Raw genomic sequence first — 25,496 nt, 5'->3', positions numbered from 1 at the left:
TGGTCGCTTCACCACGACACGACGTTTAGCTAAGGCTAAAGCGGGTGCCAATAAAGAATCGGCATCATCATCAGCCCCTACCAATGATTGAAAAACACGCATCTCTTTTTTGACTAATGCACTTTTTTGGCGGTGTGGGTACATTGGGTCGAGATAAATAACATCAGGCGGTGTTGTGATATTGGCTAATGCAGTAATACTCGAGGCATGGATTAACGACATACGTTGTTTTAGCCACTCGCCAATTTCGCTATCTTGATAACCACGTTGTAGTCCATCATCTAACAGCGCGGCAACAACAGGATGACGTTCAAACATACGTACCTGACAACCTAGCGCCGCTAACACAAAAGCATCACGCCCAAGACCAGCAGTCGCATCAATTACATCGGGTAAATAATCTTTTTTGATCCCAACAGCTTTGGCAACAGCTTCACCACGGCCGCCACCAAATTTACGTCGGTGCGCCATTGCCCCTGAAACAAAATCGACAAAAATCCCCCCTAGTTTTGGTTCATCCATTTTGCGTAATTGCAAATTCTCAGGTGTCAGAACCAGCGCCATAATGGCATCAGGACAATGGATAAGATTCCATTTTTCAGCAAGTTGAGATAGGGCGCCTTGATCGGCACCCTCTTCACAGATCAATTGGATCTTGATGTGATCAGCCATTGATACCATAGCTCTTCAACATTGCATCCAGCTCAGGCTTACGGCCACGGAAACGTTCAAACAGTACCATTGGCTCTTCTGAACCACCACGACTGAGGATATTGTCGAGGAATGATTGCCCAGTTTCGCGGTTAAAAATACCTTCTTCCGCAAAGCGTGAATAGGCGTCTGCCGCAAGTACATCTGCCCATAAATAGCTGTAATACCCCGCAGCATAACCACCCGCAAAGATATGGCTGAAGGCGTGTGGGAAACGGCTCCATTCAGGTGATGGAACAACGGCTACTTTTTCTTTTACCGCATATAAGGTTGGCATGACTTGCGCGCCTTTCGCTGGGTCATATTCAGCATGTAAGCGGAAATCAAATAAACCAAACTCCAACTGACGCAGAACAAACATGGCAGATTGGTAGTTTTTCGCTGCCAACATGCTATCAAGCATTGCGCGTGGTAATGGCTCACCCGTTTCATAGTGTCCAGAGATAAACTCAAGCGCCTCAGGCTCCCAGCACCAGTTTTCCATAAATTGGCTTGGTAATTCAACGGCATCCCAAGGTACACCATTGATACCCGCAACATCGGCGACATCGATTTTTGTCAGCATATGGTGCAGGCCATGACCAAATTCGTGGAATAGGGTGATCACTTCATCATGAGTGAATAAAGCGGGTTTATCACCAAGTGGTTTGTTGAAGTTACAAGTCAGATAAGCGACAGGGTTTTGTAGCGAGCCATCTTTATGAACCATTCTACCTGCACAATCATCCATCCACGCACCGCCACGTTTGTGCTCACGCGCGTATAGGTCAAGGTAGAAGCTACCGCGCAATGTGTTGGTGTCATCATATAGCTCAAAGAAACGCACATCGGGGTGCCATGTTTCAACATCTTTGCGCTCTTTGGCTGTTAAACCATAAATACGATGAACGACTTCAAACAGACCTTCAATAACACGTTGCTCTGGGAAGTAAGGGCGCAGTTGCTCATCACTCAGTGAGAATTTGTGCTGCTTCTGTTTTTCGCTGTAATAAGCAATATCCCAAGATTCGAGCTTATCGACGCCATAATGTTCTTTCGCAAATGCGGTGAGTTCCGCTAATTCATCCTTACCTTGTTGATGAGCTCGTTCAGCTAAATTGGTTAAGAAGTCTAATACTTGCTCTGGCGATTCAGCCATTTTTGTTGCGAGTGACTTTTCAGCAAAGTTTTTAAAACCAAGCAATTGAGCGAGTTCATGACGCAGTGCCATCAATTCATCGATAAGTTCACTGTTATCCCATTTGCCTGCATTCGGACCCTGATCGGAAGCACGAGTGCTATAGGCATAACTCATCTCGCGGCGTAGCTCAGCGTTATCTGCATAAGTCATTACAGGTAAGTAACTTGGCATATCCAGAGTGAGTAAATAGCCTTCTTCACCTTTGGATTCAGCCATTGCTTTTGCTGCCGCGATAGCGCTTTCAGGCATACCAGCCAGTTCGCTTTCATCTTTAATTAATTTGGTCCAGCCCATTGTCGCATCAAGGACATTGTTGCTGAATTTAGAGGCGATTTCTGACAAACGGGCAACAATTTCACCGTAGCGCTGTTGTTTTTCAGGTGGTAGACCAATGCCTGACAATTCGAAGTCGCGCAGCGTATTTTCAATCGATTTTTTCTGGGATTGGCTGAGTGAAGCAAATTGTGCACTATCTTTTAGGGATTTATACGCCAGATAGAGAGGTTCATGTTGGCCCATCCAAGTGCTGAATTCAGAGAGTAATGGTAGGCATTTTTCATAAGCTTCACGCAGTTCTGGGCTATTTTTGACGGAATGAAGGTGCCCAACGGGTGACCATACACGGGATAGTTTATCGCTTGCTTCTTCAAGCGGTTGGCATAGGTTATCCCAAGTATATTGATGAGTGGCTGACAGGATATTTTCGACAGTTTGGCGATATTCAGTCAGGACTTGTTGAACCGCAGGAAAGACGTGATCAGGTTCAATTTTAGTAAAATGAGGTAGTACAGAATCGGTTAATAATGGGTTTGTCATATAAACATCCTGTGATAGCAGGCTTGCGCTCGTAGGCCAAGGCTTACTGTATTGACAATAAGTTAAACGGCTGACCCTCAACTTAACGAAAGCAGCACGCCACTGTGAATATGTAAAATTATATGGGGGCGGAAATGAAAACCTCAATACAAGATAACGTTTTTTGTGCTTAATCTTTATCAATAAATGTGACTATTTGATTTCATAGGCTTTGGAAAATAGAGTATTCGGGCTATAATCAAGCCTCTACAGATAAGGAAGATCGTCGTCTCCGGTGAGGCGGCTGGATTTCAAATCCAGTTGGGGCTGCCAGCAGTCCCGGGCAGGTTCGACTCCTGTGATCTTCCGCCACTCAAGTTCAATACACCGCCACAAAAATCAGTTAATCCCTCAAATATCAACTATTAATCCACTTTCAATTTAACGGATGCCAGCTCAGCTCACCCCAAATCAATAGGATTGTGGGGGCATATGAGGTGCCCCAATGACATAAACCGCCCGTCAGGTAGAGGCTGCAAAGCCTAAAGAGAAGCCATATAAACTCTTTGATGGTGGTGGCTTATGCCTTGAAGTTACAACGAAAGACTCATGCTACTGGAGAATGAAGTAGCGCTTTAGTGGTACAGAAAAAGATTAGTTTTTGGTGTATTGCCTATCGTGACGCTTGCTGAAGCGCGTGAAATGTGAAACCAAGCAAAAAAAGATACTGGCTGCTGGTGGAGATCCGGGAGAAGTCAAAAAAGAATAGAAGGCGATTCAAAAGCTCAGTACAGGAAATACGTTTGAAGCTATTGCTCGCGAATGGCATAAATCTAAAGCAGATCGCTGGTCACTACGTTATCGCGGAGAAATTATTGATACCTTTGAAAAGGATATCTTTCCTTATATGGCTACGCTTGATCTGGCTAGAGGGCGAGCACAGTTTGTGGGTAAGAGCTTAATTGCACTGCTCGATTAGGTTAAATATGTGGGGGAAGACGCTGGTATTAAAGCGATTACAGGTGGTGACCTTGTCAAAATTGATGGCAAATATGAGAAGCAATTTAGTACAGTGCTGACGGCTGTTGTATTGGCAAAAAATAATGAGCCGATGAATTTTAGTGAACGCCAAGGTGGTATAACACGGCGACGTGTAATTTTTGCATTTAACCATTCAGTAAAAGAGTCTGAGAAAGCCCCACTTTATTGGAGAGAAAATTGCCAATGAGTTACCCATAGTTATTGGCGCCTTATTAGCGGAGTTTCATGACTAGGAACAAGCAAAGTAGCTATTGATTGAGCAACGTGATTCAATCGAAGCAATGGGAGTGAAGTGGGAGGCTGAGCCACTCTATGGATTTTGTGCCTATACTGTTGAGTTGGGGAAAGCTGTAGGCATGTATATGGGGACTTGGCCATTTATCCTAAGCCCCTCGCGTTTATTTTTATCATGCTTATTTAGCGTATATGGAAGCTTACGGCCACCAATACTCATTTTTTCTCATAAAATTTGGTAAAGATTTTCCTAAAGTGATGAAAGAATTTGGCGCGGAATATAAAAAGGCTAAGACGGATAAAGGATTTCGTTACGACATGGATTTATCAGAGACGGCCAATGATTGGTTGCGCGCGTTGGCATTATCTCATCCACCATTACCTAATTAATCATAATGATTATCTAAATTTGCTCTGTTCATGGTGTTCAGTAAATATTTATGGTAGTTCATTGGCTAGCGCTGGTGGCTAAAACTGAACACTTGAATAGTTGATAAAGAGTTCTGAGGTAAATATTCAGAGCTACGAACATCAGTGCTGGTGCGGGCTGTGAGGGTATTTTGATGAGTAGTGAAGAGGATGAAGAGTATGTGGGGGAGTTGAAGGCGTCGAAAGGAGGGGTAATAGAATATGAAATATTTATATAAATAATAAGCTTACTTATTAATGAAAAAGCAACAGGTTTTAATCTAAATCGTTAAAGTATGCCTAAATTTAATATAAATAAACACTCTTAAATATACCAATTTTCGCTTGCATAAGCTGTAATCACTTGAATCTAGTTAGAAGCTAGTTTAGCATCTAACTATGCAATTTTTGCATTTTTTTCACAAAAATAGAGGTTTCATATGCTTATACAGTTTACGATAGAAAACTATAAAAGTTTTAGGGATAAGCAAAGCCTTAGTTTTGTTTCATCTCAAGGTGATGAGCATCCTGAGCATGTTGTGAAACTTGATAATGGCTTAAGAATTAATAAAGTTGCTGCAATTATTGGTGGTAATGGTACAGGTAAAAGCCAATTATTAGCTGCTATAACTGAGTTTGCTAATGCAATTCGTCAGGATAAACTGAATGATTTGCATCAGCCATACATTTTTAGTCAAGAGTCACGAGTAAGACCCACATCTTATGAAGTAATTATCATTAATGAAGATAAAACCTTATTTTTAAGATATGGGATTTCAGGACTTAATGAAAAAATAATTTCAGAATACTTATATTCTAGACCTGTAAAAAAAGGGGCTAAAGAGTCTTGTATATTCAAACGAGAATTAAATGATGTTGAATTTATTAAACAAGAATATAAAAAGCAAGAAGGTCTTATTAATCCAATACTAAAAGATAGTGGGGCTATTATCACATTTAGTAAGTCGTTAGAAGTTTCTGAATTAACAGCAGTCGGTTTATGGGCAATTCGGCAACTACCATATATTCCTGAGGATCATACAAATCAGGCAATTAATTTTATTGAAGAACGATTGCAAAATGAGCTAGAAAATGGAAGTAAAAGTAGATTTAATCAATTTTTAAATGAATATAATAAGTATATAAAACTTTGCCCTATTTATATTGACTCTGTCAGTTTTCAGCCTCAAGGGGATGAGGGTAAATATCGTTTTGTATATAGAATAAATAATCATCATGACAGTTCTGAATTTGTTTCTGTAGGCCTTGATAGAAGAAGTGGTTTTTTTTCTCGTGGCACCTTAAATATATTGGGCTTCATGGCTGTTTTATTATGGAGTCATAGCAATAAACTTACCTTATATATTGATGAAATTGATTCATCTATTCACTATTTATTAGCAAATAGCATGCTGAAAAAAATAATCCATGATGTTTGTCAACTGGATAACGTACAGTTTATTTTTTCAACTCATAACCTTCCACTTTTAGATGACTGTATTCGTAGAGATGAATTAAACATTATCTATAAAAATGAGGATAAATCATCTGAAATAATAAATGCATCTAAATTTTCAGTCAGAAAAGATGCAAAAATTTCAGCTAAGTATTTCAGAGGTGAGTTTGGAATATTGCCTAAATTTTTAAAAGATAATTTAAAGGATTAAATTATGTCAGATGATTTTGATTTTGATTTTGATTTTGATAACTCGTCCAGTACTATGGTAAATCTTGAATTGTCTTCTTTTGAAGATATCAGATTAAAATGTCAGGATAAAAGGGTTTGTGTATTTTTAGGAGCTGGTTTTTCTAAAGCATGGGATAAAAATTATCCCTTAAGTAATCAGTTGTTTTCTATTTCAGATGAAGAAGCAGAAGAAAATAAGGATAAATATAATTTCTTTTCTTTGTTTACTAGTTTGAATTTAAAGTGGGCAGAAAATAGTGCGGAAGATGAGGATAAAGCAAAGGTATTTAAAAGTTTTAAATACATGATTGATGTTTATAAAAGATATCCAAGCTTACTGCCATCACATTTAGATAAACATACTGTTTCTCTTTTAGAAAATGAGATAAAAAGTTATATCAAGAATAAGTTTAAAAGAATTGTTAAATCTAATGAATTAAAACTGAAGGATACAGGAAAATTAAATAAAAGTAAAACAGGTATCGTGAGATTTTTCAATGAAATAAGTTCTTTTAATGGATTGGATGTAATAACGACTAATTATGATATTGTTATAGACAAGGTTTTGAATAAAATTTCACCTACAAGATCTATTTTACGCGGTATGCCTGTCATGATTGATGATGTATTACAATGCCCTAAAGCTGGTGGTATTGGTTTATACAAATTAAATGGCGGTTTTGAGGTCATTGCAGATGGAGATATTTTTAAAATAGATTATGAATCTATTAAAAATGAGAAAAAAGCACCAAATATTATATTGCCTTCTAATGAACAAGATTATAGTGATAAATACTTTAAAAATGCATTTATTAAATCTTCAAATCAATTGAGAACTGCAGATATTCTTATTTTTATTGGTTACTCTTTTCCATCTGAGGATTTTATTATCCAGTTTTTGTTAAAGTCTTTTTTAGACACCAATAACAAAAATAAAGAAACGATTATTATTAGTAGGGATAAAGAAAGTGCAATTAATTGCCATAAGAATGCATGCAATATATTTAAAGAGTTACATGACAAATCAGGGTTATATTATGTAGATAAGGGATTTGTGGAACTTTGTGAAACAATATAGCCTTACCTTGTATCATATTTCAATAAACAAAGTTTATCTGAATGTACCCCTGTTCAATTGAACAGAGGTATCCCTCCAGATATAGTAACTCTGTAGCGGCGAAATCCGCTGTCGTGGATTAGCGTCCCGAAATTTAATAGAGGCACAACCACAAAGCGGTTATTATGTGCGATACAGCTACACCCTGTGAAAAGCAATGATGGGCTTGACGAGGGCATCGAAAGATGTGCCAGATTTTCTGTTGACTAGTTACGCTAACCTTGTTCAGTTCACCATCCTTTAAGGTTAGCGTCTCTTGGTGGTGATCTTTAAATCATCAACAGAGAGGTTGTCATCATGGATTCGACGACCAAGTGCCCCCTCCCAATAACGATTTTTAGCCCATTCAAAGGTTCCACCACTGCACTTCTATCTAACCAGAAGGTGCGAAATGTACGATAATTCCCATCTTGATCTAGAAGAAATCATTGACCGGTGCTGAGCGTTGATTTATGCCATTGTTACTTTTGAATCACAAGAAACAAAAGAATTTCTTGGGGGCAATTGAACCTATTACACCAAACCTATTCATAAGAAAATTGCACATTAACTACAAATATTGTCAACTGAAAACATACTTTAAGGCATCGAAAGGTGCCTTAAAAAATTGTATTTTTTCTGAATAAAGTTAATTATTTCATTGCTATTTTTTCACCAGTGTTTCCTCTGTTTTGATTTCAGGCCAGTCAAGAGCTAGGATATTTTGCAATGTATAAAAATATTATCCATTTTGGTATGGTTATTATATGGGTAAAGTTTAGACATATTAGACGAGGTAGGGTGTGGATAACATACAGATAAGCGGATTAATAATTAATATTTTAATGATGTTGATAGCTATAATGTCATCATTTATCAGTTACTTAATATATAAAGATAACTCAAGTCCTGATGTTATCGTTTATCTAGAACTAGATAAAGATGCAAAAACGCTATTGAATTTAGTTATAAAAAATATCGGTAAAAGTCCTGCAAAAAACGTAATGTTCAAGTTAGATAAAAAAATACCCCAATTTGCACATGGTAATTCAAAGGCTGAAGAGATGATTGATGGTGCTTTATTCACAGGAATTCCATTTTTAGCACCAGGAGCTTCAAGAGTCTCCATGATAGGTGACTATTATGGGTTAGATAAATGGTTTCAAGGTAAAGAGATTAGAGTAGAAACAACTTTTTATAAGGCAAACAATCGTTCAATATTTAATAATCTAATTACGAATGAAAGCTTTCTTGAAGTTTACTCTTTTAAGGCTGTTTCAGCCTCAGATAATAGTACAGAAACAAAGGTCGTACATGAATTGAGAAATATAAATAAATCATTATCGAAATTTGCAAAATAAAAAATCAAAAAATAATAGTTAAGTCGATGTGTAAAAATTATTTAATTTTTCATAAGGTTAGCAATAAGTAAATATATAATTATTGCCTGACTAACAATCATATTGCAGTTTTTTATACCAATACTTGGCCCTCTATTTTGTAAAATAAAACCAACCAAAAAATTTGGGCAAAATTGGGGGGCATATGAGGTGCCCCAATGACATAAACCACCCGTCAGGTAGAGGCTGCAAAGCCTAAAGAGAAGCCATATAAACTCTTTGATGGTGGTGGCTTATGCCTTGAAGTTACAACGAAAGACTCATGCTACTGGAGAATGAAGTAGCGCTTTAGTGGTAAAGAAAAAGATTAGTTTTTGGTGTATTGCCTATCGTGACGCTTGCTGAAGCGCGTGAAATATGAAGCCCATTTTGGCGACAGATATCTTCGACTTTCATACCTGAATCAGCGAGTTTTAAAATATTAACGATTTGAGTTTCAGTAAAACGAGCTTTTTTCATCATGATCTCTGCAAATTTTAGGGCAGAAACACTAATTATCGCTGTCTTATTTTAAGGGAAGTGGACATATATGGATGGGTGCAGGGAAATGTGTGGTGGTATGCTACATGGACAAGCGTTTGAATAATATAGCCAGTGTGAATTTTAAGTGATGATTGGCCATCTTTATCTATAAATATAAAGATGGCCATATCTATTAGAAATTTAAATAATATTTAATATATTATTTATTATTAACATTATGGTTTATTTATAATGTTGTTGAATCTTTTGCGCAGTAGCAAATCCACGTTTTGCTTCTTTCTCGGCAATTTCAACAGACAAACCAATATAAGCTCGAGGGTCTAACATTTCTTTGATTTCATCATTGCTAAATGCCGCGGAAATGATCTCATTCTTAGTTAAGTTAGTATAAAAATCCTCACCATCAGCAGCGGTTTTAATCGCTTCCTCATAGAGTAGTGAGTGAGCTTTATCTTTACCCAATTTTTCAGCCATCTTCATCATAACGTATTCAGTATTATCTAATCCTTTATTTCTGAGGACGTTATGTAGCATTCTTTCTTCATGAGGCACAATCGTTCTAGACAGCTCTTCAGTTCTCAACAAGATCTCCGTAGTAAGCTCTAATGCTTCTTCAATCAAGCCATCAAACAACATGTATGAACTGCTATCCCCTTCATATGGTCTCACAGCAGAGTACATACCCACACTTGGCAAGGAATATAATTTCTGTGAGTTAGCAATGATCCCTTTGGCTAATTTAGGGTTAATTTTATGTGGCATGGTACTGCTACCCACGGTGCCTTTAGTAAACCCTTCCGAAACCTCAGCGATTTCTTCCAATGTTGTGCTATAGACTTCTTCACCAATTTTATGGCAGATGTTAGCCATCAACGCTAAGTTAGCCATATATTCTAATTTATGGGTACTCAGGTTTCTTGATGGTACTTCCATCGCTTCCATGCCCACTAATTCGGCAACTCTTTTTTGTACCTCTAAACCTACACCTGGCATGGAGTTAAATGCCCCAACAGCGCCGCCCATCATGATAGTAAATACACGCTTTTCACACTCTTGCATACGCTGATAACAGTCAATGAAGTCACTGATCCAGACAGAAACCTTATATCCATAGGTAATCGGGATCGCATGGCGACCATGGGTCCTTCCCGGCATGACCATCGATTTGGTTTTCAATGCTAAATTAGATAAGTTTTCAATGATCTCGCCGAGCAGCAACATAAACTTATGATGTACCGTCTTCATCATATACAGCTGTGAACTTTGTTGTATATTCTGTGTGGTAATTCCATAATGAATATATTTACCGCTCTCTTCGGAACAAGCATTCACCAGTACTTTTAAAAAAGGTACAAAGCCATGACCGATTTTTTGATAAATACGGTTCATTTCTTCGAAATCAATATTCTCGATAACTGCTTTTTCTTTAATTTCATCCGCTGCCGATTGAGGAATAAAACCAAGTTCGGCTTGAGCCTGAGCTAGCATTGATTCAAACATTAACCAAGTTGAATATTTGGCTTCATTCGATAACAGGTCTTTTATTCCACGGTCATCAATAGTTTTACTTTTAGAATCGTATAACGCTCTCATTTTGTATCCCTTCTTTATTTCTTCATTGCTTCATCAACAGCATTACGAACAAACTCAACTTTTGGACCATAGACAACATGGACATGGTTTGCCGATGGGAAGAAGAATGCAGTACAACCAGACTCCAACATTAAATCTTTATCAATTTGATTCACTTCTGCGACGTCAATACGCATACGGGTAATACAGTTATCAACATTACGAATGTTTTGTTTTCCACCTAATGCATTGATCAGTATTTCTGCAACCTCGCCATAACGCTTTTCTTTAATTAAGGTATTTTTCAAATTACTTGATTCTTCTCTGCCCGGTGTTTTGATATCAAATTTGATGATTGCCCAGTAGAAGATAAAGTAAGTGACAACAGCTAAACAGCTTCCGATAATCACTAAGAAGATCCAGTTCGTATGTTCATACAGCAAGCCAAAGATAGTGAAGTCAAATATTGTTCCCCGGATATAGCCGATTGCAACACCCGCTAAAGAGAGTAGAACTGCACCAATCCCAACAATGATTGCATAAACTAAATATAAAAGAGGTGCGATAAAGACGAAGGTAAATTCTAACGGTTCAGTCACGTTACCTAATATGGCGGTTAATACCATGGTAACTAACATTGATTTAACTTCAGCACGATTCTCTTTTTTGGATGTTTTATAGATGGCTAAGGCAATAGCAGGGAATAAGAACAAGGTCACTAACATCTGCTGTTGAGCCATAAAACGTGTCAGGCTTGGCATCATTGCCCAGTATTCACTGTTTGGTCCTTGTTTGAATAACACTTCCGTCATTGCAGGAACAACACCGACAAAAGTTTGCCCATCAATAACGTAAGAGCCGCCTGCTTCTGTAAATCTAAATAAAACGTTCCAAACATGGTGTAAGCCAAATGGAATAAAGAGTCGTTCACCACCTGCCGTAAAGAATGGTCCGACTGGGCTGAGGATCACGGCTGATAATTTCATCAAGCCAAGAACCAAAATTTCCCAAATAAAAGGTAAGACTGCACCCACTGCGATCATTAAACCAATCATAATAATCGATACTGATTTTTTACCTGAGAAGAAGGCAAATGCAGTCGGTAACTCAAGGTTATAGAATTTATCGGTGGCCCAAGCAGCAATTAACCCAGTGATTATCCCGCCCGCGGCGCTAATATTCATGGTTTGTATGCCTAACACCTTAATTTGCCCAACCTGAGTCATAACGGCAGGATCCGCAAGCTTACCTGTCAGTACTAGCCAGACATTAATGGTTATGATTAATGTTAGGTAGCCAACGACAGAGGCAAAAACAGCAATGCCTTTATCTTTTAAGCTCATGCCATAAGCCACCCCCATTGCGAAAAGGAGCGGGATATTGTCAAAAATAACACCTGCAATTGAACGGATACTGACTAATAACGCATTAACGGTTTCATTCCCCAGAAAAGGAAACCGAGCTATCATATAGGATTGAACTAAAGCACCGCTGATACCCAAAATCATACCAATGGGTGCCAAAACACCGATTGGAAGAAGTAAGGTTCTCCCAAAACGTTGAATTGATTCACCGAACTTTTTTTTGGCCATATTTTTTTCCTTATGACTTCGAATATAAAATATATTCTAAATAATTCGAGGTGCAGCTAAGCGACAAGCCAAAAAATCGTTATGCGCTTAGAAAACGCTGCAACTAGAAGTATGACGAGTATAAAAGGGATACTAGCACTGGAGATCGAGTAAAATAAATGATGTTTCGGTTTTAAATATTATCTTAGGTCATTAATTATGACCTAGGTCATTTTATTTTTTCCAATATGAGAGGAAATTATTCTAAATAATGTAGGAATAATATTGTTGCTCACATTAAATAATGGTTAAAATTATTTAAGTTAAGTGGATATAATAAACAATACATAGGCATTTCTTTAGATAAAAAAATTTTAATTTAACTTTATTTATACTTTAGTGATTCGAGATATAGATAAGTAACAAATCAACGTAGTCACCATACTTTAACGAGAAGCATTGCAGTTTGAAATATGACGAGTACAGATTATTTTAAAGCAAATACTCCAATTCATTGATCAATAAATCAACTAAAATAAAAAAGCCAGTTCTGGACTTGGTATCATCGATCTTAGTGTCATAACTATCTGAAAAACAAAATAGAGTATTGTCTGCATAGCTGGTAAGCTCATTGGTATGAAATGCTGTCATACTAATGATATTTGCCTCTTTTAACTGGACAATTTTCGCTGTTTCAATGATTTTTTTTGTTCCCCCAGACAGAGAAATAAAAATCACGGTATCGTCCTTGGTCACTAAGCGTGTGAATGAATCCGATAGGTTGTAATCATTAATAAAAAAGCAATGTAGCCCCAGTGCAAACAGCATATGTTCAAGATAAAAACCTACAGCTTTACTCGTTCCCCTAGCAACAATAAAAATATTCCTAGAATGACGTAATGTTTTGGCACAATTAGCAATTTGCTCCTCATTTATCAATGTAAAGCTTTTATTAATGTTTCTTTCTAGTTGTTTTTTGTAGGATGACGGGTTTATTTTTTCTGTTTTATTTTTGCTGAGAATATAATTATTAATTTGAAATTTAAGCTCTTTAAAACCACTAAACCCTAATTTTTGCGATAAGTTAATGATCACCGTTTTTGAGACAAAGGTTTTAGCCACTAATTCATTAATATTTAAATAAGGGATATCAGTAATATTATCGGTAAGATATTTTAATACTTTTTTTTCGCTAATTGTTAAGTTATCGTAATTTTTTAAAAATTCCAACATACCTTACCGCCCTATTCAGTATAAAAACAGCATCAAAAACCGGTCATTTGATCAATTTTACCGTTTCATCAATATCTATTTCATCTTCTGAGAAGATCAGCGTTGTGCCATGTAACGTGGTGATCGCCAATTTTTTTAATGAGCGCATATCACCCGCTTTAATGTCTGATTTTGGCCTAATATTATTCATTAAAGCGCCTACAGATAATACAGCATTTTCTTTATTAATTCCTGTATCAGCAGGTACTTCTTCACTGTAAACCACATAAGACTTGATGGATGTCAGCTTAATACGTTCACCAGCAATATAAATATACTTGCTTTCAGGTATTACTTTAACAGCGTAAGCCGATAACCCTTTATTATTTGTTGTTGGCTCAAAGGTGACTGCTGCATTTTTCTTAATCAGATCAGGGTTGGCGACCTTAATCACATGAAAATAGCGGTTATCGCCGTTTTCATCTTTGATAAACCCAAAACCTTTATCTTCAAACCACGTTGTGATTGTTCCATTCATCGCCATTACCGCCCATTCAATTATTTCATTACAGACTGCAGTATAAAGCACAATGATAGTGCAAACTATGCCTTTAATTTAGCTTGTTACTTAAATTAGTTATTATATGCGAAATAATTTGAGGTGCAGCTAAGCAACACATCAACGTATCAGTGCCACTCAGAATCTCGGCTGACGTTTAGTCTGACATCCCAACCACCACCTTGCTTGATAGTCTTCAGAAAGAGGACTTTTACCTGTTCTTTGCCTACCAAACTTATCAGCCGTCGAGATCAGGCTTAGGCAACATGGCTAAATTGCGGGTATACAAGTTCCTTAAATAGCCCTGATAGATTAAGTCGTTATCTGATGTTACCCGGCCTATTTAGAGCGGTAGGTCAAAATGATTTAGTTTGTGGAGAGACTTTTGGTGAGGAACATCAATCTATTACAGAAACAAGTATTACAACCTCGTCGTTGGGAAGATAAGAAAGATGATCTGTGGATGGTATATCAACGTTTGCAGGAAAATTTAATTAAAGGAGGATTATCGGGCAGAAGTGCTAAAGGCAAGTGGCTTTGTACTCGTTCGCTGAATGGCATTGATGGGGATATTAAATTGAATAAGGCACTGTGGGTTTGTGATGGATGATGAGCGGATGAAAAATCGCTCACTAAGAACCTTGCCGATTATTGCGCTGACACTGAGTGATGAAAAGCTATCTATGCCCGTCTATCTTTCAGGGATCCGTAACGAAGATGATTGAGAGGATATTGGGTTAGGTCCTCTCATTTTTATCTGGAATGTGGGTCGTGTCGCAGAACCATTCAGCCTCTCTGTTAACGGTAAAGCAATTGCTCATCTCTTTGAGCCATTTGTCCCCGAGATAACCTTGCGTATGTTGAAACCCGAGATGAGATGATGAAGGTTATCGCTGAAGTATCTACTCAGATAGTGCCGACAACTATAGAGGAAACTGGCCTCATGCCCAATGTTGTTTTTGCCTACCGCACTGAGGATGCACGGCAGGAACAAAGCTGACAGTCAGGCAAAGTTTGAGATTATGCTAGGGAAAAAATTAATCAGTCCTATCATCGCAACGCTAATTATCGTCAAGAAACGCTTTAGGTTGCCGATATATACGTTCAGCGTTATTACTGAAAATAAACAAAATGAATTGATCTGTATGAAAAAACTCTTACTTCTTGTTCCACTGGTGTTTACTGCGTCGGTGCAGGCTTCTGGAGTCACTGTAGGTCAGGTTTGCAAGGCTGCATCTGCTGCGATGTTTGGCCGTGACCATAAGATCATGCAGTTGGATAAAGTCGAATCAGGTATTGCCTACGTACATTATATCCGGCAGAACGATAGCTCTCGTTGGGCAATCAAATGCAAACTTATAGGTGATCAAGTTATGTGGGCATCTGACAATCCCGACAGTACCGGTCGCTGGCGAGATGATCCTGCAGACAGCACGGTTAAATATGCTATTGATGATAAAAAAATTATTATTACCGAGCTTTACAGTGACGGTTCCAGGACTACTAACTCTTATCCATTAAAGCAGCTAAAGTGACTATGGTCTGCTCTCCGTTGATTAAGGCTCCTCAATGTTAGTCGTGTAGTTGTTGGAGTGAAGAACTTCGGCTTTTCGCTCACAGTAGATCTAACGACCACTCAACCTAGCCGTTGTGTGCCGGAAGCGAACGTTGCTCCATACGGAGCAGGGTCGGATATCTTCAGACCTTCAAATCAGAACAGTATCGTATTTCATATAGTTTAATTAAATACCTAAGCGATATCACTGTTCATCCGATAGTGGGTTTTTTATAGCCTCTTGATACGCTGCCTCACATTTGAGCCAAAATTGATGATGGAATGCACGTAACTCAGCTCCAACAAGCGCATCAAATCTAACCCAAAAAAGATATCTCACAGCCCTAAACTTAACGAGCTCTGGAAACATGTTGGATTGTGTGTTTTTGAGTCAAAAGGGACAATAAGTCCTCCATGACTTGCAAAACCATGTTCTCCATATGTATCTCGATAATTCTGGTAGATTGGATCTACATCAATGTGTAAAAAGATAATGTTCCTACTCGTTTTTCCTATAGCAACTTCGCAAGTTTCTAATGGGCGAGGGCCTCCTGCTTCTGCAATTTGGCAGCATAAAATTTTGGAAAAGTATCTAAACACATTGAGGTAATCTTCTGATCCTAAAATATACTTTGGCATATTAAACACCTCGGAAGGATCCCTGCCTCTTGATAAAAGCGATGAAACTAAAGTGTGAAATAGATCAAATTCCTGATCTGCCGGCTGAGTACGAGAGCCATTGCATAAAGAGCACATTCGTACCGAAAAATGGAAAGCCTTAGACTTAGGACCTTGTGCTGTACGAAGAATGTCGCCATCATCAAAATTTCCAATGACCATTGCATTGCTTCCAAAAATTTTTCTCAACGCCGAAGCTTTTATTTTGTGCTCTCCGGTGAGAGAACCACTAGATCCGCATAAGCAACAACTTTCTGTCTGATACGATTTGAAGAACATTTCCATTAAGACCACCAAATGTGTAAGACATTCCTTAGAGGTCGAGGCTTAGCCAGCGACACGATAAGTATCCCAGAAAGTCGCGCTATTGACATTTGAATCCCCTTTTAATCTATAAGTTAATATCCGCTTCTCGCTCATAACAAACACTATCAATCTCAGGTTTGATTGCTACACTCAACATCACGATACTTTTATTTCGTAATTCTCTAACCACTACACCCTCAAAAACTAATTTGGGGGCATTAATGGGCGCACTGCTATCTATCCAACTCAGTAAACTTATTTAGTATCAATGCTATTACCCATCAAATGAGACTTCCGTAATCTACTTAAGTTAATCCACCCTTTTAAATTTAATATATAAAAAGCTATTCATAGTTAACTTAGTTCAATTGAGATTATCCCATATCACTTCTTGTTGGAGGAATCATTGGGGTACCCCATAATTTTCGTTTTTCTATGTCATAGATAGGGATTACAGGGGCTTTATTATGGTTCTTAATGTTATAAAAATTAAAGCGTCAAAGCCGCTGGATTATATTCTATCATCAATGTATCTTGCTTCATTAAATCAGATTGATTGCAAGACTCTAAAGTTAGGTTGGTTTTACTGGCGTAATAAAAAATTAGGATAAAGGTATTAAGGAGTGAGTATGAGTTTATTTAAAAAAGATGTCACTAACAGGGTTATACAGAATATCATTATAGAAAGGTTAAAAACGGATATATCAATAAACAGAGATGAAATTATTGATATAATTATTTCTAAAAACTCTTTTTTATTCAAAGAGATTGAACATGGAAATGGTATAGAGTGGGTCGTTGGTAATATGGTGGACTGGTTTTCTGCATCCTATACATTAAAAAAATTACCGGCTGATTTTTTAGAAGATTATGAGAAAGTAAAGATGAAGTCTAAAGGTCGATATATTTCATGCTTCCAGCTTAAAAAATAATAATTAAAATGCTAATCTCATGTAAGGGGGAGGCAGGAGCCATTGAAGGAAGAAACTATAAAATAACAACAAGTAATAGCAAACAAAAAGCTAGTGGAATGGAATTATAAATAATATATTGGATTTAAATATCGGGTTAGATTGTTGATTTCGGTACTCTAGCACAGGAAGAATTCGCTCTCATATGGGCTAAAAAATGCCCGCAAATTAGCAAAAGTGGTTATGCACATGGACATTGGAAAAGCTTGAACACATTTATTTGGATGATATTCGTAAAGTGATTTATATAACCAATGCAATAGCGTCATTAAATAGCATTATTTGCCATGTCACTAAGAAGTGCAAGGTATTCCTGACAGATGATTTTGTTTGTGAAGTGATTTAGTTAGCAATGGAGCCGGCCTTTAAAAAATGGAATATGCAACTCAAATTTATAAAAATGTAATGAGTCGTTTTATTATTCAATTTGGTGACCGCCTAGAACTATCACATTGAGGGAAAGGTAAACACACAGAATCATTGACAGGAACTTTTTAGCATAACTATAAAGAAACTTATTTTTTTAATGAAATAATAGCGATAAAGCCACTTCAATTAAATTCGCTCGTTATAATTATGGGTTATTAAAACCATAATTAGTCCTCTGCGATTACCTATATTTTTGCAATAAATAAACATAAGGAAACTTTATGAAAGTTAAATCACTAGCACTTATTGTTGTTTCAGCTCTCTCTTTAAGTTCAGTTGCGGCATTTGCGGATGCGGTGAAAGTTAACGGCGGCAGCGAATGTTTATGTTAACCTTCAGCCTAGCGTGTTGCCGGTGCAGAACTTAGTGGTTGATCTGTCAAAATCGATATTTTGCAGAAATGATGAGCCCAGAACTCGAAGGGATATGGTGAGTATGATTAGAGGGTCTGCTTATGGAGGAGCGCTTTCTAAATTTACGGGGTCCATAAGGTATTATGGGTCAAGTTATTCATTCCCTCTCGCCTCACCAACGCATTAGCAGAGTTTTCCCTCAGGTGATTATGTTCCTTGGCATACTCAGTTTTACCTTACACGCCGTTTCAGCGGCTGGCGGTGTTGTGATTAATCGAGGATCGCTTTTTGCTTCACTGGTTATACACCAAGTTGGGTCAAATATTGTTGGTGGTGGTAATGTACATACGGCAACGTTTGTATGGAATTTATATGCTAATAACGATGTTGTTGTTCCTGTTGGCGGCGGTGATGTTTCCTCACGTAATGTCACTGTGACATTGCCGGAATATCCTGGAAGTGCGCAATCTATCTCTCTCTATTGGTTGTGCTTCAAATCAAAATATCTCTTATTATTTGATCGGTATAACGGATACAAGTAATTCGATATTTGCCAATACGCTTTCTGGTACAAATGCGGCAAAAGGGGTTGGGATACAACTCTTACGCAATGGTAATGTCATTTCGGCTAACCAAAATGTACAATTGGGTCGGGTTGGAACATCGTCAGTGAGTTTAGGTTTAAGTGCCCGTTATGCACGTACGCAAGGGCAAGCTACGGCGGGAAAAATGCGAACGGTGATAGGCTTGGGGTGCTTTTACTTATGATTAGCCGATAAAACATTTTCTGTTTGATCGTCAATGTTAGCTTTTGAGGGCTGATATGATGAATTTTCTATATGTTATTTCCTTTAGCAACGTGATAAATAAGTAGTGAAGCGTTATCAACGGCTAAAGATAAGCCTTTTCCATCTTAGCCATAATCAATTGATGCTGCTTGTGGATCACCTTCGCTGATATAAAATTCGCTAAATGATGGCTGTCTAATAATTGATCAGTTAGTTGGGTTGTTGTATTTGGTAAGTTGATGAAATATTAGAACATATCTGGAATATTATATCAGTGAACAACGAGCTTATTTATAGGAAAAAGATTTAACCGTGACTGCAATTACGAAATTTTTCAGAATCACTAGAGTATTTCAATTCTTATGAGATATTCAGGTTATTATTCTTTTATTTGGTTGAAATAATCTATTTATTAATAGTTTATTTTTTATTTTTGTATATTTTTCTTGTTGTCTAAATATTTATTTAGTAAATTGTTTTTATTATTTTACTAAATAAAGGCTTATTATGTTCAGTGAAGATTTAATTACACTATCTTTAAAACTACTTTCTTGTACTCAAAAAGAGTTGGCAACTGATTTGAATGTATCACCAACACAAATTAGTAAATGGAAAAAAGGTGAGTATATGTCACAAGAAATGGAGGAGCGTATAAGAAAAAAAATAGCTATTGGTGATTTAAATCCTTCATTAATTTTGCTAACTGGTAGTGTGGAAAATGCAATTAAATGGAATAGGCTTATTTTATTTATAGCTGATTTAGCTAGTGAAAATGCAGAGACTGGATATACAACTTTACCATTAGTAGAAGACACGGAGTTTTTATCTTCTAAGATAATGCGAATTTTTGCTGATGTGGGAATTAAGATCCCAACTCAATTTCCTCAAGATTTAGATATTGATTTAGATATTGATTTTGAAGATGACGATTATGAAGTAATAGAGCAACGCCTTAATAATAACCTATATGCATGTACGATAAAAAAAATTTTTGACGCATTAAACGATCTATATGGATTTTATGCAGCTTATATAAGCGATTTCATAATGAATGATTCATTAGATCTTTTTGATACTGATGCAATTAATATAGAAGCGTGTTTAATCGATTTAGCCATAACAAAAGTTGATATTGATATTTCTTTTGCTCCGAAGTTTTATGAGTTTACGTTCAAAATTAATAACGAATACTCTAATTGGCTTCAAATTGTTAAAAATAAAGCATTTCAGTCGGGTATTCCACTGAGAGCTGAATTGTTAAATTTAGTAAATAAAAGTCACGATGAACTGGGACATGAGGCAGAAGCAGAAAGTTTAGGGTTTAATGATAGTCGTATCCATCCCGATATATATATGAATGAAATATTAACAGGAATTCGCGTAATTCATCAAGTTCTACCTAAAATAATGGATAAATTAGGTATTGATGATTTTGTGATAGATAAATCTAATTTGTCTCTCTAAGTCATTTATGATTAGATTGGCGGCGATTATATAATAAGAAATATTAACCAGTGGCAATATTCATATTCTTTTCCACATTATCTACTTTTTAGATAGGATTTTGAGTTAGAAAGCCAAATACATTAATACCCCAATGTGATTGCTATATCGCATTGGGGGATAAATAGATTATTGAGGTTGACGAGGAATGACGAGTACAGGTTGAGTGACGGCATCTAACAAACTGCGAGTTACTGAGGTATTGGGTTGCCGTTAGTGGAAATCGAATTGCCTCTTGAATTGGAATCCGTATTTATTGTTCAGGCATGGCATCCTCGGTTGGATAGAGACCCTGCTCATCAGTGGTTGCGGCAAACGATTAAGCAATATTTCTTGAAACGGGAATAATTAACAGCACCCGAGCCATTATTATATGACCGATGTGAGAGGATAGGATGCTTTATTCCAGCATAATAATAGATAGTTCCGCACTGCCAGTGACTTTACCTGTCCAATACACATTGGCGCCTAACATACCAGTAAGTAACATAACGTATTTTAAATAATCAAAATAGATAAATTATCAACTTGCCATACTGGTTTGGCAGGTTTTTTGTGATTTTATTTTAAGTTATATCAATATTTTTTAGCGGCTGGTATTTTGTAATACCGCCGCCTGCTTTTGGCATTTAATGAATTTTTTGGGAATTATTTCAATGTTCCTAAGCCACCAATGATGAGGTTTAGCCCGTCTATAAAGCGTTGGTCATAGTTATCAGAAAACAATGTTGCTTTAGCTTCCCATGTATATGGGTACTTATCATTCGATAATTTATTGAATTCATTTAATTTTTCTTGTAGATCATTGCCGTTAGAAAAGAGAGCCGCTTGCTGCTCAATACAGCACCCTAAAATAAAATAGAACACGGTCATGGTGCAGCTTGCTGCTTTGTCGGCGGACATTCCTGACTGTACGAATGTTTTGATTAATGCGTTATTAATTCGTAATACATTATCTGAAATTGCATAGGTCCCAGCGAAAACACGGGCGCCATCTCTGTGTTGTAAGAGCGCTTTTCGTAACTGAGTTGTGATCTTCAGTAAATTAGATTTCCAATCATCACTATCGCACTCATTGAGTGCAACCTCCGCAACAATGTGATCTGCCATGCCTTCGACCAACGATAACTTATTGCTGAAATGCCAATAAAGTGAAGCGGCTTTGATATTCAGTGCGTCCGCAAGCTTGCGCATCGTTAATCCATCAATACCTTCTGTTTCTAAAAGTTGAAGCGCGGTCTCAAGTATTTGTAATCGTGTGATTTTTGGAGTTTTCATAAATAATTCTCATTTAGCTCTTTATTCCCTAACAATGTTAGTTTAACATATTTATCCAACCTAACAATGTTAGATTGCGGGTGTTATTTATTGCGTTGCCAATCGGTGTAAGTATAGAGGTCCATAGAATGACGACAAATGAGACTAAACAATTTTCAAGAAAAATCATTGGATTAACACCTTGGGTTAGTCTGTTGTGTGTCGGCGTATTAGTTGCTATGACGACCCTCAATTGGGATCGGTGGCAAAGTAATCGACGCTATCAAGAATCGAATAATGCCTACATTAAATCGGACTCTGCAATACTGAAATCAAGAATGACGGGGTATATCTCACGTATTTTGGTGGAGGATTATCAATATGTCCGTGAGGGAGACGTGATTGCAGAAATTAACAACCAAGAGGAGTTGTTAAATCAACAGATTGCTAAAGCTAACTATAAAAAAGCACAGCAGCAACTCAATAATCTTGCGGATGAAATTAAAGAGTATGACCTGACCATTGAAAAATTATGGAACCGTTATAAAGCAGCAGGTATTGAGGTTTCTCAAATGCAGCGTAGTCCTTTACTGCGTAAAGAATTAATTAAAAGTGGGGCGATCACTTCTCAAAATTACCTTGATGCGAACTCAGATTTACAGCGGTTAATAAAACTGGAACAAGCCGCAAAAGCCGAATGGGAGCAAGCAAAACAATCGAAATTACTCTTAGCTCAACAAGAGAATATTCGTCTTGCAGAGCGTGATATTGCCTTGGCCAATTATCAACAAGCAAATACGCAAATTTCGTATGCGACGATTACTGCACCTTTTGATGGGCAATTAAATAAAATTAAGCTGAATGTAGGAAGTTTGGTAACACCAGGCACCGAAATTGTCACCGTCACACCGCGTTCACAGCCTTATGTCATTGCTCATTTAAAAGAAACCCAATTAAAAAATGTCCAGTCGGGGCAGTCTGTAGCCATTTCAGTGGATGCTTTTCCTGATATGAAATTTAGTGGCGTAGTGCGTGATATTGGAGCACAAAGTAGCGGAGAGTCCGCTTTAATTCCCGCAGATAATAGCAGCGGAAATTTTACGAAGGTCGTCCAAAGGATCCCTGTTTATATCAGTTTATTATCAGAGCAATCGGCGATAGATAAGTTGCGTCCGGGTATGTCGGTCATTGTGAATATTGATACTCAGAGTACGCAGTCACAAGGAGACTGAGATGAGATTAGCAATATTGCAAAATAGCAAAGAAACGAATCCACTTTTTGTTGTGATATCCGTATTTATCGGCGCGATATTGTCGACGTTATTTGTACGCATGTTCTCTTTATCACTGGCGGATATTCGAGGCATTTTTGGGTTAGATGTACAAGAAGGCACATGGATTAATGTCTCTTTAAACGCTGCGCAATTAATCAGCATGACATTGACGCCTTGGTTTATGGTCGTGCTGGGTGCCGAAAAAATATTAATGAGTACCAGTGCCGTATTGTTGGTGAGCTTTCTCTCTTTTCCATTAATAGGGGAAGGTGGGGATCTATTTACTGCATTAGTCTTGATCCATTTTGTTATTGGTTTTTGTTTAGGTGTGTATTTACCGATGACAATTTCATTGGCTTTACGAAACCTACAACAGAATGTCTGGTTAATCGTTATGGCCGCGTATAGTTTGCGCGTCTCTTTGGGGATGGATGCGGGGGTCGGAATTTCAGGATCTTTTATTGAAATTTTTGGCTGGCAATGGATGTATTGGGTCTGTGCTTGTTTTGCCTGTTTAATATTTATCTTTGCATGGAAGGGAATGCCATTAGTCGGAATTAACCATGATTTTTTGGCCCAAACAGATTGGGGAGGCATGGCGCTGAAAAGTGTCAGTTTGGTTCTACTGTATATTGGTGTTGTGCAAGGTGAAATGTTGGGTTGGTATGATTCAGGCTTGATCACCGCTTGCTTAATCGCGAGTGTGGCTCTTTTTGCTATTTTTATTATTCGTGCATTCTCTTTTAAGCAGACTTTTGCTCACCCCAGCTGGTTAATGAATAGAAATTTATTTCTTTGTTTTGTCGTTTCCTGTTTATACGGCTTTTTGATGCTAGCAAATTCGCTGTTTATTCCCTCATTTTTAATCACAATTGGGGGATTAAAACCTCACCAGATAGGCGAAGTGACGAATATTGCTTTTATTTCATACCTATTGTTTAGCCCGATCGCAATTTGGTTAGCTAGACGGGTGGACTCGCGGTTATTAATGATCATCGGTGTGTCTATTATTGGTGGCGCGAGTCTATTGGGAATGCAGGTTGATTATCAGTGGCGAGTTGATGAATTTATTCCATTAATGATCATGCAGTCTTTTGGGGAGTGCTTGGTGCTCATTGGCTTAATTGCTTCTTTTGTGGTCAATATTAAGCCGCAAGATGCATTAAATTTAGGCGCCTACATTTCTATTGCGCGCGTATTGATGCCTGCAATAGCAGGCGCATTAATGAACACTTATTTACGAATCTCTTTTGATGAGCACTTTGAGGCAAAAAGAGCTTTTATTCAGACTGGGGAGCAGAAATTACCCACAATGGATAGCGTGAATATGAGTTTGTCTCTTATCAGTAGAGAAGCTCATGTTGGCTCATTCATTGATGGCTTCGCCATTACATTAATGGTTGTTATCATAGTATTAACCTTATTAATGTTTATAAAACCCGCACCAGAGAATAACATCGTCCCTGGGGGGAAATAAAAAATGACAGATGATTTATTGGTTTGCGACAACGGTCAGTGAAATTTTATCAGTATTATTTTTAGGGAATGGGCTAATTTGCTCGGTCATCATAATTAGCTCATTATTCTTTTCTACCCTTGCACTAATACCTAAGTTGTTTTTTCTAATAATTATGTCTGGAGGGAGTGCAACACTAAATGCAATAGTGCGTCCAGTCTCTTTAGTTTTAAACTGAAAGTTATCATTTTTAGTATTTTCATTATCATTTTGTTGTAATGGTGAAAATGACAGAGTAATAATCGATTCATTTGGTATATCAATATTTTTGGAATAAATATTACCTTGTAAACTCATTGCGTTTTCTTTATTACTAAGGTTATGCGGTTTTTTCACACAACCAGATAGAAAAAAAGCGAGAATAAATAAAAATATTGATGTTTTTAATCTTTGTTTATAATTCATAATCTTCATATTGATACTCTTTATCTTTATAAGATAGTGCGATTAAATACTTTTTGAAAGAAACATTGAATATATGAATAAACCCCTTTCTTTTGGTGGTTGAATAGCGCATGGCTAGCCTCCGATTTAGTGCCCGTATAGAGGATGCCGACTCTAGGCAGCGTCATAATTAGGTTTTCATCAAGCTCCATTTTTTTGAAAGAGAGGCGTAATTGTCTGACTAATTTGTAATAACTACTTTCAGTCACAATTGTTCCACGTTTTTCCCAGATCTCATACATAATTTCTCGTTTACTGCTGGTTTTATTCAGTAATAATTTCAATAAGCATGATTCATTCTCTGAAAGATTAATCGTTTTCTTCCCCCGAGACAGGGTTCGCTTAAGTGGGTCATAAACAACATGTTCAGATAAAATAATAAGAGGTTCTTGTTCAATTTGTTCAGTATTATTCATATTATTTTCCGTAAATATAATTTCATCGACAAGTTATTCTTCCATATCCTAACGTTC

General features: G+C 37.2%; 19 protein-coding genes, 1 tRNA gene and 6 pseudogenes. 15 read left to right on the top strand and 11 right to left on the bottom strand.

Features of this window, described 5'->3' with window-relative positions:
* Together rsmJ and prlC are read right to left on the bottom strand one after the other, a co-directional pair.
* Positions 1–672: 16S rRNA (guanine(1516)-N(2))-methyltransferase RsmJ (gene rsmJ / locus PR833_RS15355; protein WP_272526321.1), on the bottom strand; the 672-nt coding region annotated here is incomplete at its 3' end.
* A complete protein-coding gene (gene prlC / locus PR833_RS15350) occupies positions 665–2,707 on the bottom strand; it encodes an oligopeptidase A (protein WP_004916007.1) in 2,043 nt (680 codons plus the stop codon). The genes prlC and rsmJ, both read right to left, overlap by 8 nt.
* A gap of 256 nt (positions 2,708–2,963) precedes the next feature.
* Here prlC and PR833_RS15345 point away from each other — a divergent pair.
* The 7 genes and pseudogenes from PR833_RS15345 to PR833_RS15315 all read left to right on the top strand — a co-directional run.
* Positions 2,964–3,058: transfer RNA gene (locus PR833_RS15345), tRNA-Sec, on the top strand.
* 151 nt (positions 3,059–3,209) lie between these two features.
* A pseudogene (locus tag PR833_RS15340) lies at positions 3,210–3,614 on the top strand (tyrosine-type recombinase/integrase); the annotation flags it as partial.
* Positions 3,594–4,351, top strand: a pseudogene (locus PR833_RS15335) (primase-like DNA-binding domain-containing protein); the annotation flags it as partial. The pseudogenes PR833_RS15340 and PR833_RS15335, both read left to right, overlap by 21 nt.
* A gap of 458 nt (positions 4,352–4,809) precedes the next feature.
* Positions 4,810–6,036, top strand: coding sequence for an AAA family ATPase (locus PR833_RS15330; RefSeq protein ID WP_121875270.1), 1,227 nt, complete (start codon positions 4,810–4,812; stop codon positions 6,034–6,036).
* A gap of 3 nt (positions 6,037–6,039) precedes the next feature.
* Entirely contained in the window at positions 6,040–7,134 is a 1,095-nt protein-coding gene (locus tag PR833_RS15325; RefSeq protein WP_121875271.1) for an SIR2 family protein, read from the top strand.
* A gap of 821 nt (positions 7,135–7,955) precedes the next feature.
* The gene (locus PR833_RS15320; protein WP_259466017.1) at positions 7,956–8,513 is read left to right on the top strand and encodes a hypothetical protein; all 558 of its coding nucleotides are present in this window, start codon (positions 7,956–7,958) and stop codon (positions 8,511–8,513) included.
* 206 nt (positions 8,514–8,719) lie between these two features.
* Positions 8,720–8,907 (top strand): annotated as a pseudogene (locus PR833_RS15315) (Arm DNA-binding domain-containing protein); the annotation flags it as partial.
* A gap of 5 nt (positions 8,908–8,912) precedes the next feature.
* Here the strand turns inward: PR833_RS15315 and PR833_RS15310 are convergent.
* The 5 genes and pseudogenes from PR833_RS15310 to PR833_RS15290 form a co-directional block, all read right to left on the bottom strand.
* Positions 8,913–9,011 (bottom strand): annotated as a pseudogene (locus PR833_RS15310) (transposase); the annotation flags it as partial.
* 246 nt (positions 9,012–9,257) lie between these two features.
* Positions 9,258–10,628, bottom strand: coding sequence for a class-II fumarase/aspartase family protein (locus PR833_RS15305; RefSeq protein ID WP_004926185.1), 1,371 nt, complete (start codon positions 10,626–10,628; stop codon positions 9,258–9,260).
* A 14-nt stretch (positions 10,629–10,642) separates the two neighbouring features.
* Positions 10,643–12,199, bottom strand: a complete 1,557-nt coding sequence (locus PR833_RS15300; RefSeq protein WP_004926187.1) for a PTS transporter subunit EIIC — start codon at positions 12,197–12,199, stop codon at positions 10,643–10,645.
* Positions 12,200–12,670: 471 nt separating this feature from the next.
* A complete protein-coding gene (locus PR833_RS15295) occupies positions 12,671–13,411 on the bottom strand; it encodes a MurR/RpiR family transcriptional regulator (protein WP_004926190.1) in 741 nt (246 codons plus the stop codon).
* A gap of 43 nt (positions 13,412–13,454) precedes the next feature.
* The gene (locus PR833_RS15290; protein ID WP_014657106.1) at positions 13,455–13,934 is read right to left on the bottom strand and encodes a cold-shock protein; all 480 of its coding nucleotides are present in this window, start codon (positions 13,932–13,934) and stop codon (positions 13,455–13,457) included.
* Positions 13,935–14,116: 182 nt separating this feature from the next.
* On the opposite strand from PR833_RS15290, the pseudogene PR833_RS15285 reads away from it, so the two are divergent.
* Together PR833_RS15285 and PR833_RS15280 are read left to right on the top strand one after the other, a co-directional pair.
* Positions 14,117–14,559, top strand: a pseudogene (locus tag PR833_RS15285) (DUF932 domain-containing protein); the annotation flags it as partial.
* Between the two features lie 535 nt (positions 14,560–15,094).
* Positions 15,095–15,484 (top strand): hypothetical protein, encoded by a 390-nt coding sequence (locus PR833_RS15280; protein ID WP_272526322.1) that lies wholly within the window; start codon positions 15,095–15,097, stop codon positions 15,482–15,484.
* 356 nt (positions 15,485–15,840) lie between these two features.
* Here PR833_RS15280 and PR833_RS15275 read toward each other — a convergent pair whose 3' ends face one another.
* Positions 15,841–16,467: a hypothetical protein gene (locus PR833_RS15275; RefSeq protein ID WP_272526320.1), complete on the bottom strand. Its 627-nt coding sequence runs from the start codon at positions 16,465–16,467 to the stop codon at positions 15,841–15,843.
* Positions 16,468–17,117: 650 nt separating this feature from the next.
* Here PR833_RS15275 and PR833_RS15270 point away from each other — a divergent pair.
* The 4 genes and pseudogenes from PR833_RS15270 (at position 17,118) to PR833_RS15240 (ending at position 20,880) form a co-directional block, all read left to right on the top strand.
* On the top strand, positions 17,118–17,420 hold the full coding sequence (locus PR833_RS15270) for a hypothetical protein (RefSeq protein WP_102781035.1): 303 nt from the start codon (positions 17,118–17,120) through the stop codon (positions 17,418–17,420).
* Positions 17,421–18,109: 689 nt separating this feature from the next.
* Positions 18,110–19,009: pseudogene (locus PR833_RS20460) on the top strand (fimbrial protein).
* A gap of 527 nt (positions 19,010–19,536) precedes the next feature.
* Positions 19,537–20,493: a helix-turn-helix domain-containing protein gene (locus PR833_RS15245; protein WP_272526313.1), complete on the top strand. Its 957-nt coding sequence runs from the start codon at positions 19,537–19,539 to the stop codon at positions 20,491–20,493.
* Positions 20,494–20,748: 255 nt separating this feature from the next.
* On the top strand, positions 20,749–20,880 hold the full coding sequence (locus tag PR833_RS15240; RefSeq protein WP_258002884.1) for a hypothetical protein: 132 nt from the start codon (positions 20,749–20,751) through the stop codon (positions 20,878–20,880).
* Positions 20,881–21,180: 300 nt separating this feature from the next.
* Here PR833_RS15240 and PR833_RS15235 read toward each other — a convergent pair whose 3' ends face one another.
* Complete coding sequence (locus tag PR833_RS15235; protein WP_004926195.1) at positions 21,181–21,810, bottom strand: TetR/AcrR family transcriptional regulator C-terminal domain-containing protein; 630 nt, start codon at positions 21,808–21,810, stop codon at positions 21,181–21,183.
* Between the two features lie 128 nt (positions 21,811–21,938).
* On the opposite strand from PR833_RS15235, the gene PR833_RS15230 reads away from it, so the two are divergent.
* Both PR833_RS15230 and PR833_RS15225 read left to right on the top strand, forming a co-directional pair.
* Positions 21,939–23,021, top strand: coding sequence for an HlyD family secretion protein (locus tag PR833_RS15230; RefSeq protein ID WP_004926198.1), 1,083 nt, complete (start codon positions 21,939–21,941; stop codon positions 23,019–23,021).
* A gap of 1 nt (position 23,022) precedes the next feature.
* On the top strand, positions 23,023–24,540 hold the full coding sequence (locus PR833_RS15225) for an MFS transporter (protein WP_053110279.1): 1,518 nt from the start codon (positions 23,023–23,025) through the stop codon (positions 24,538–24,540).
* Positions 24,541–24,555: 15 nt separating this feature from the next.
* Here PR833_RS15225 and PR833_RS15220 read toward each other — a convergent pair whose 3' ends face one another.
* Positions 24,556–24,984, bottom strand: a complete 429-nt coding sequence (locus PR833_RS15220) for a YbaY family lipoprotein (protein ID WP_272526312.1) — start codon at positions 24,982–24,984, stop codon at positions 24,556–24,558.
* Between the two features lie 26 nt (positions 24,985–25,010).
* Positions 25,011–25,439 carry a winged helix-turn-helix domain-containing protein gene (locus PR833_RS15215; protein ID WP_004926207.1) on the bottom strand — a complete coding sequence of 143 codons (429 nt, stop codon included), beginning with the start codon at positions 25,437–25,439 and terminating at the stop codon, positions 25,011–25,013.
* Between the last annotated feature and the right edge of the window lie 57 nt (positions 25,440–25,496).

The sequence above is a fragment of the Providencia sp. PROV189 genome, from assembly GCF_028480065.1.
Classification (GTDB): Bacteria; Pseudomonadota; Gammaproteobacteria; order Enterobacterales; family Enterobacteriaceae; genus Providencia; species Providencia stuartii.
Note: the sequence above shows the minus strand (reverse complement) of the source record. Positions and strands in the feature narration are given on the sequence as shown.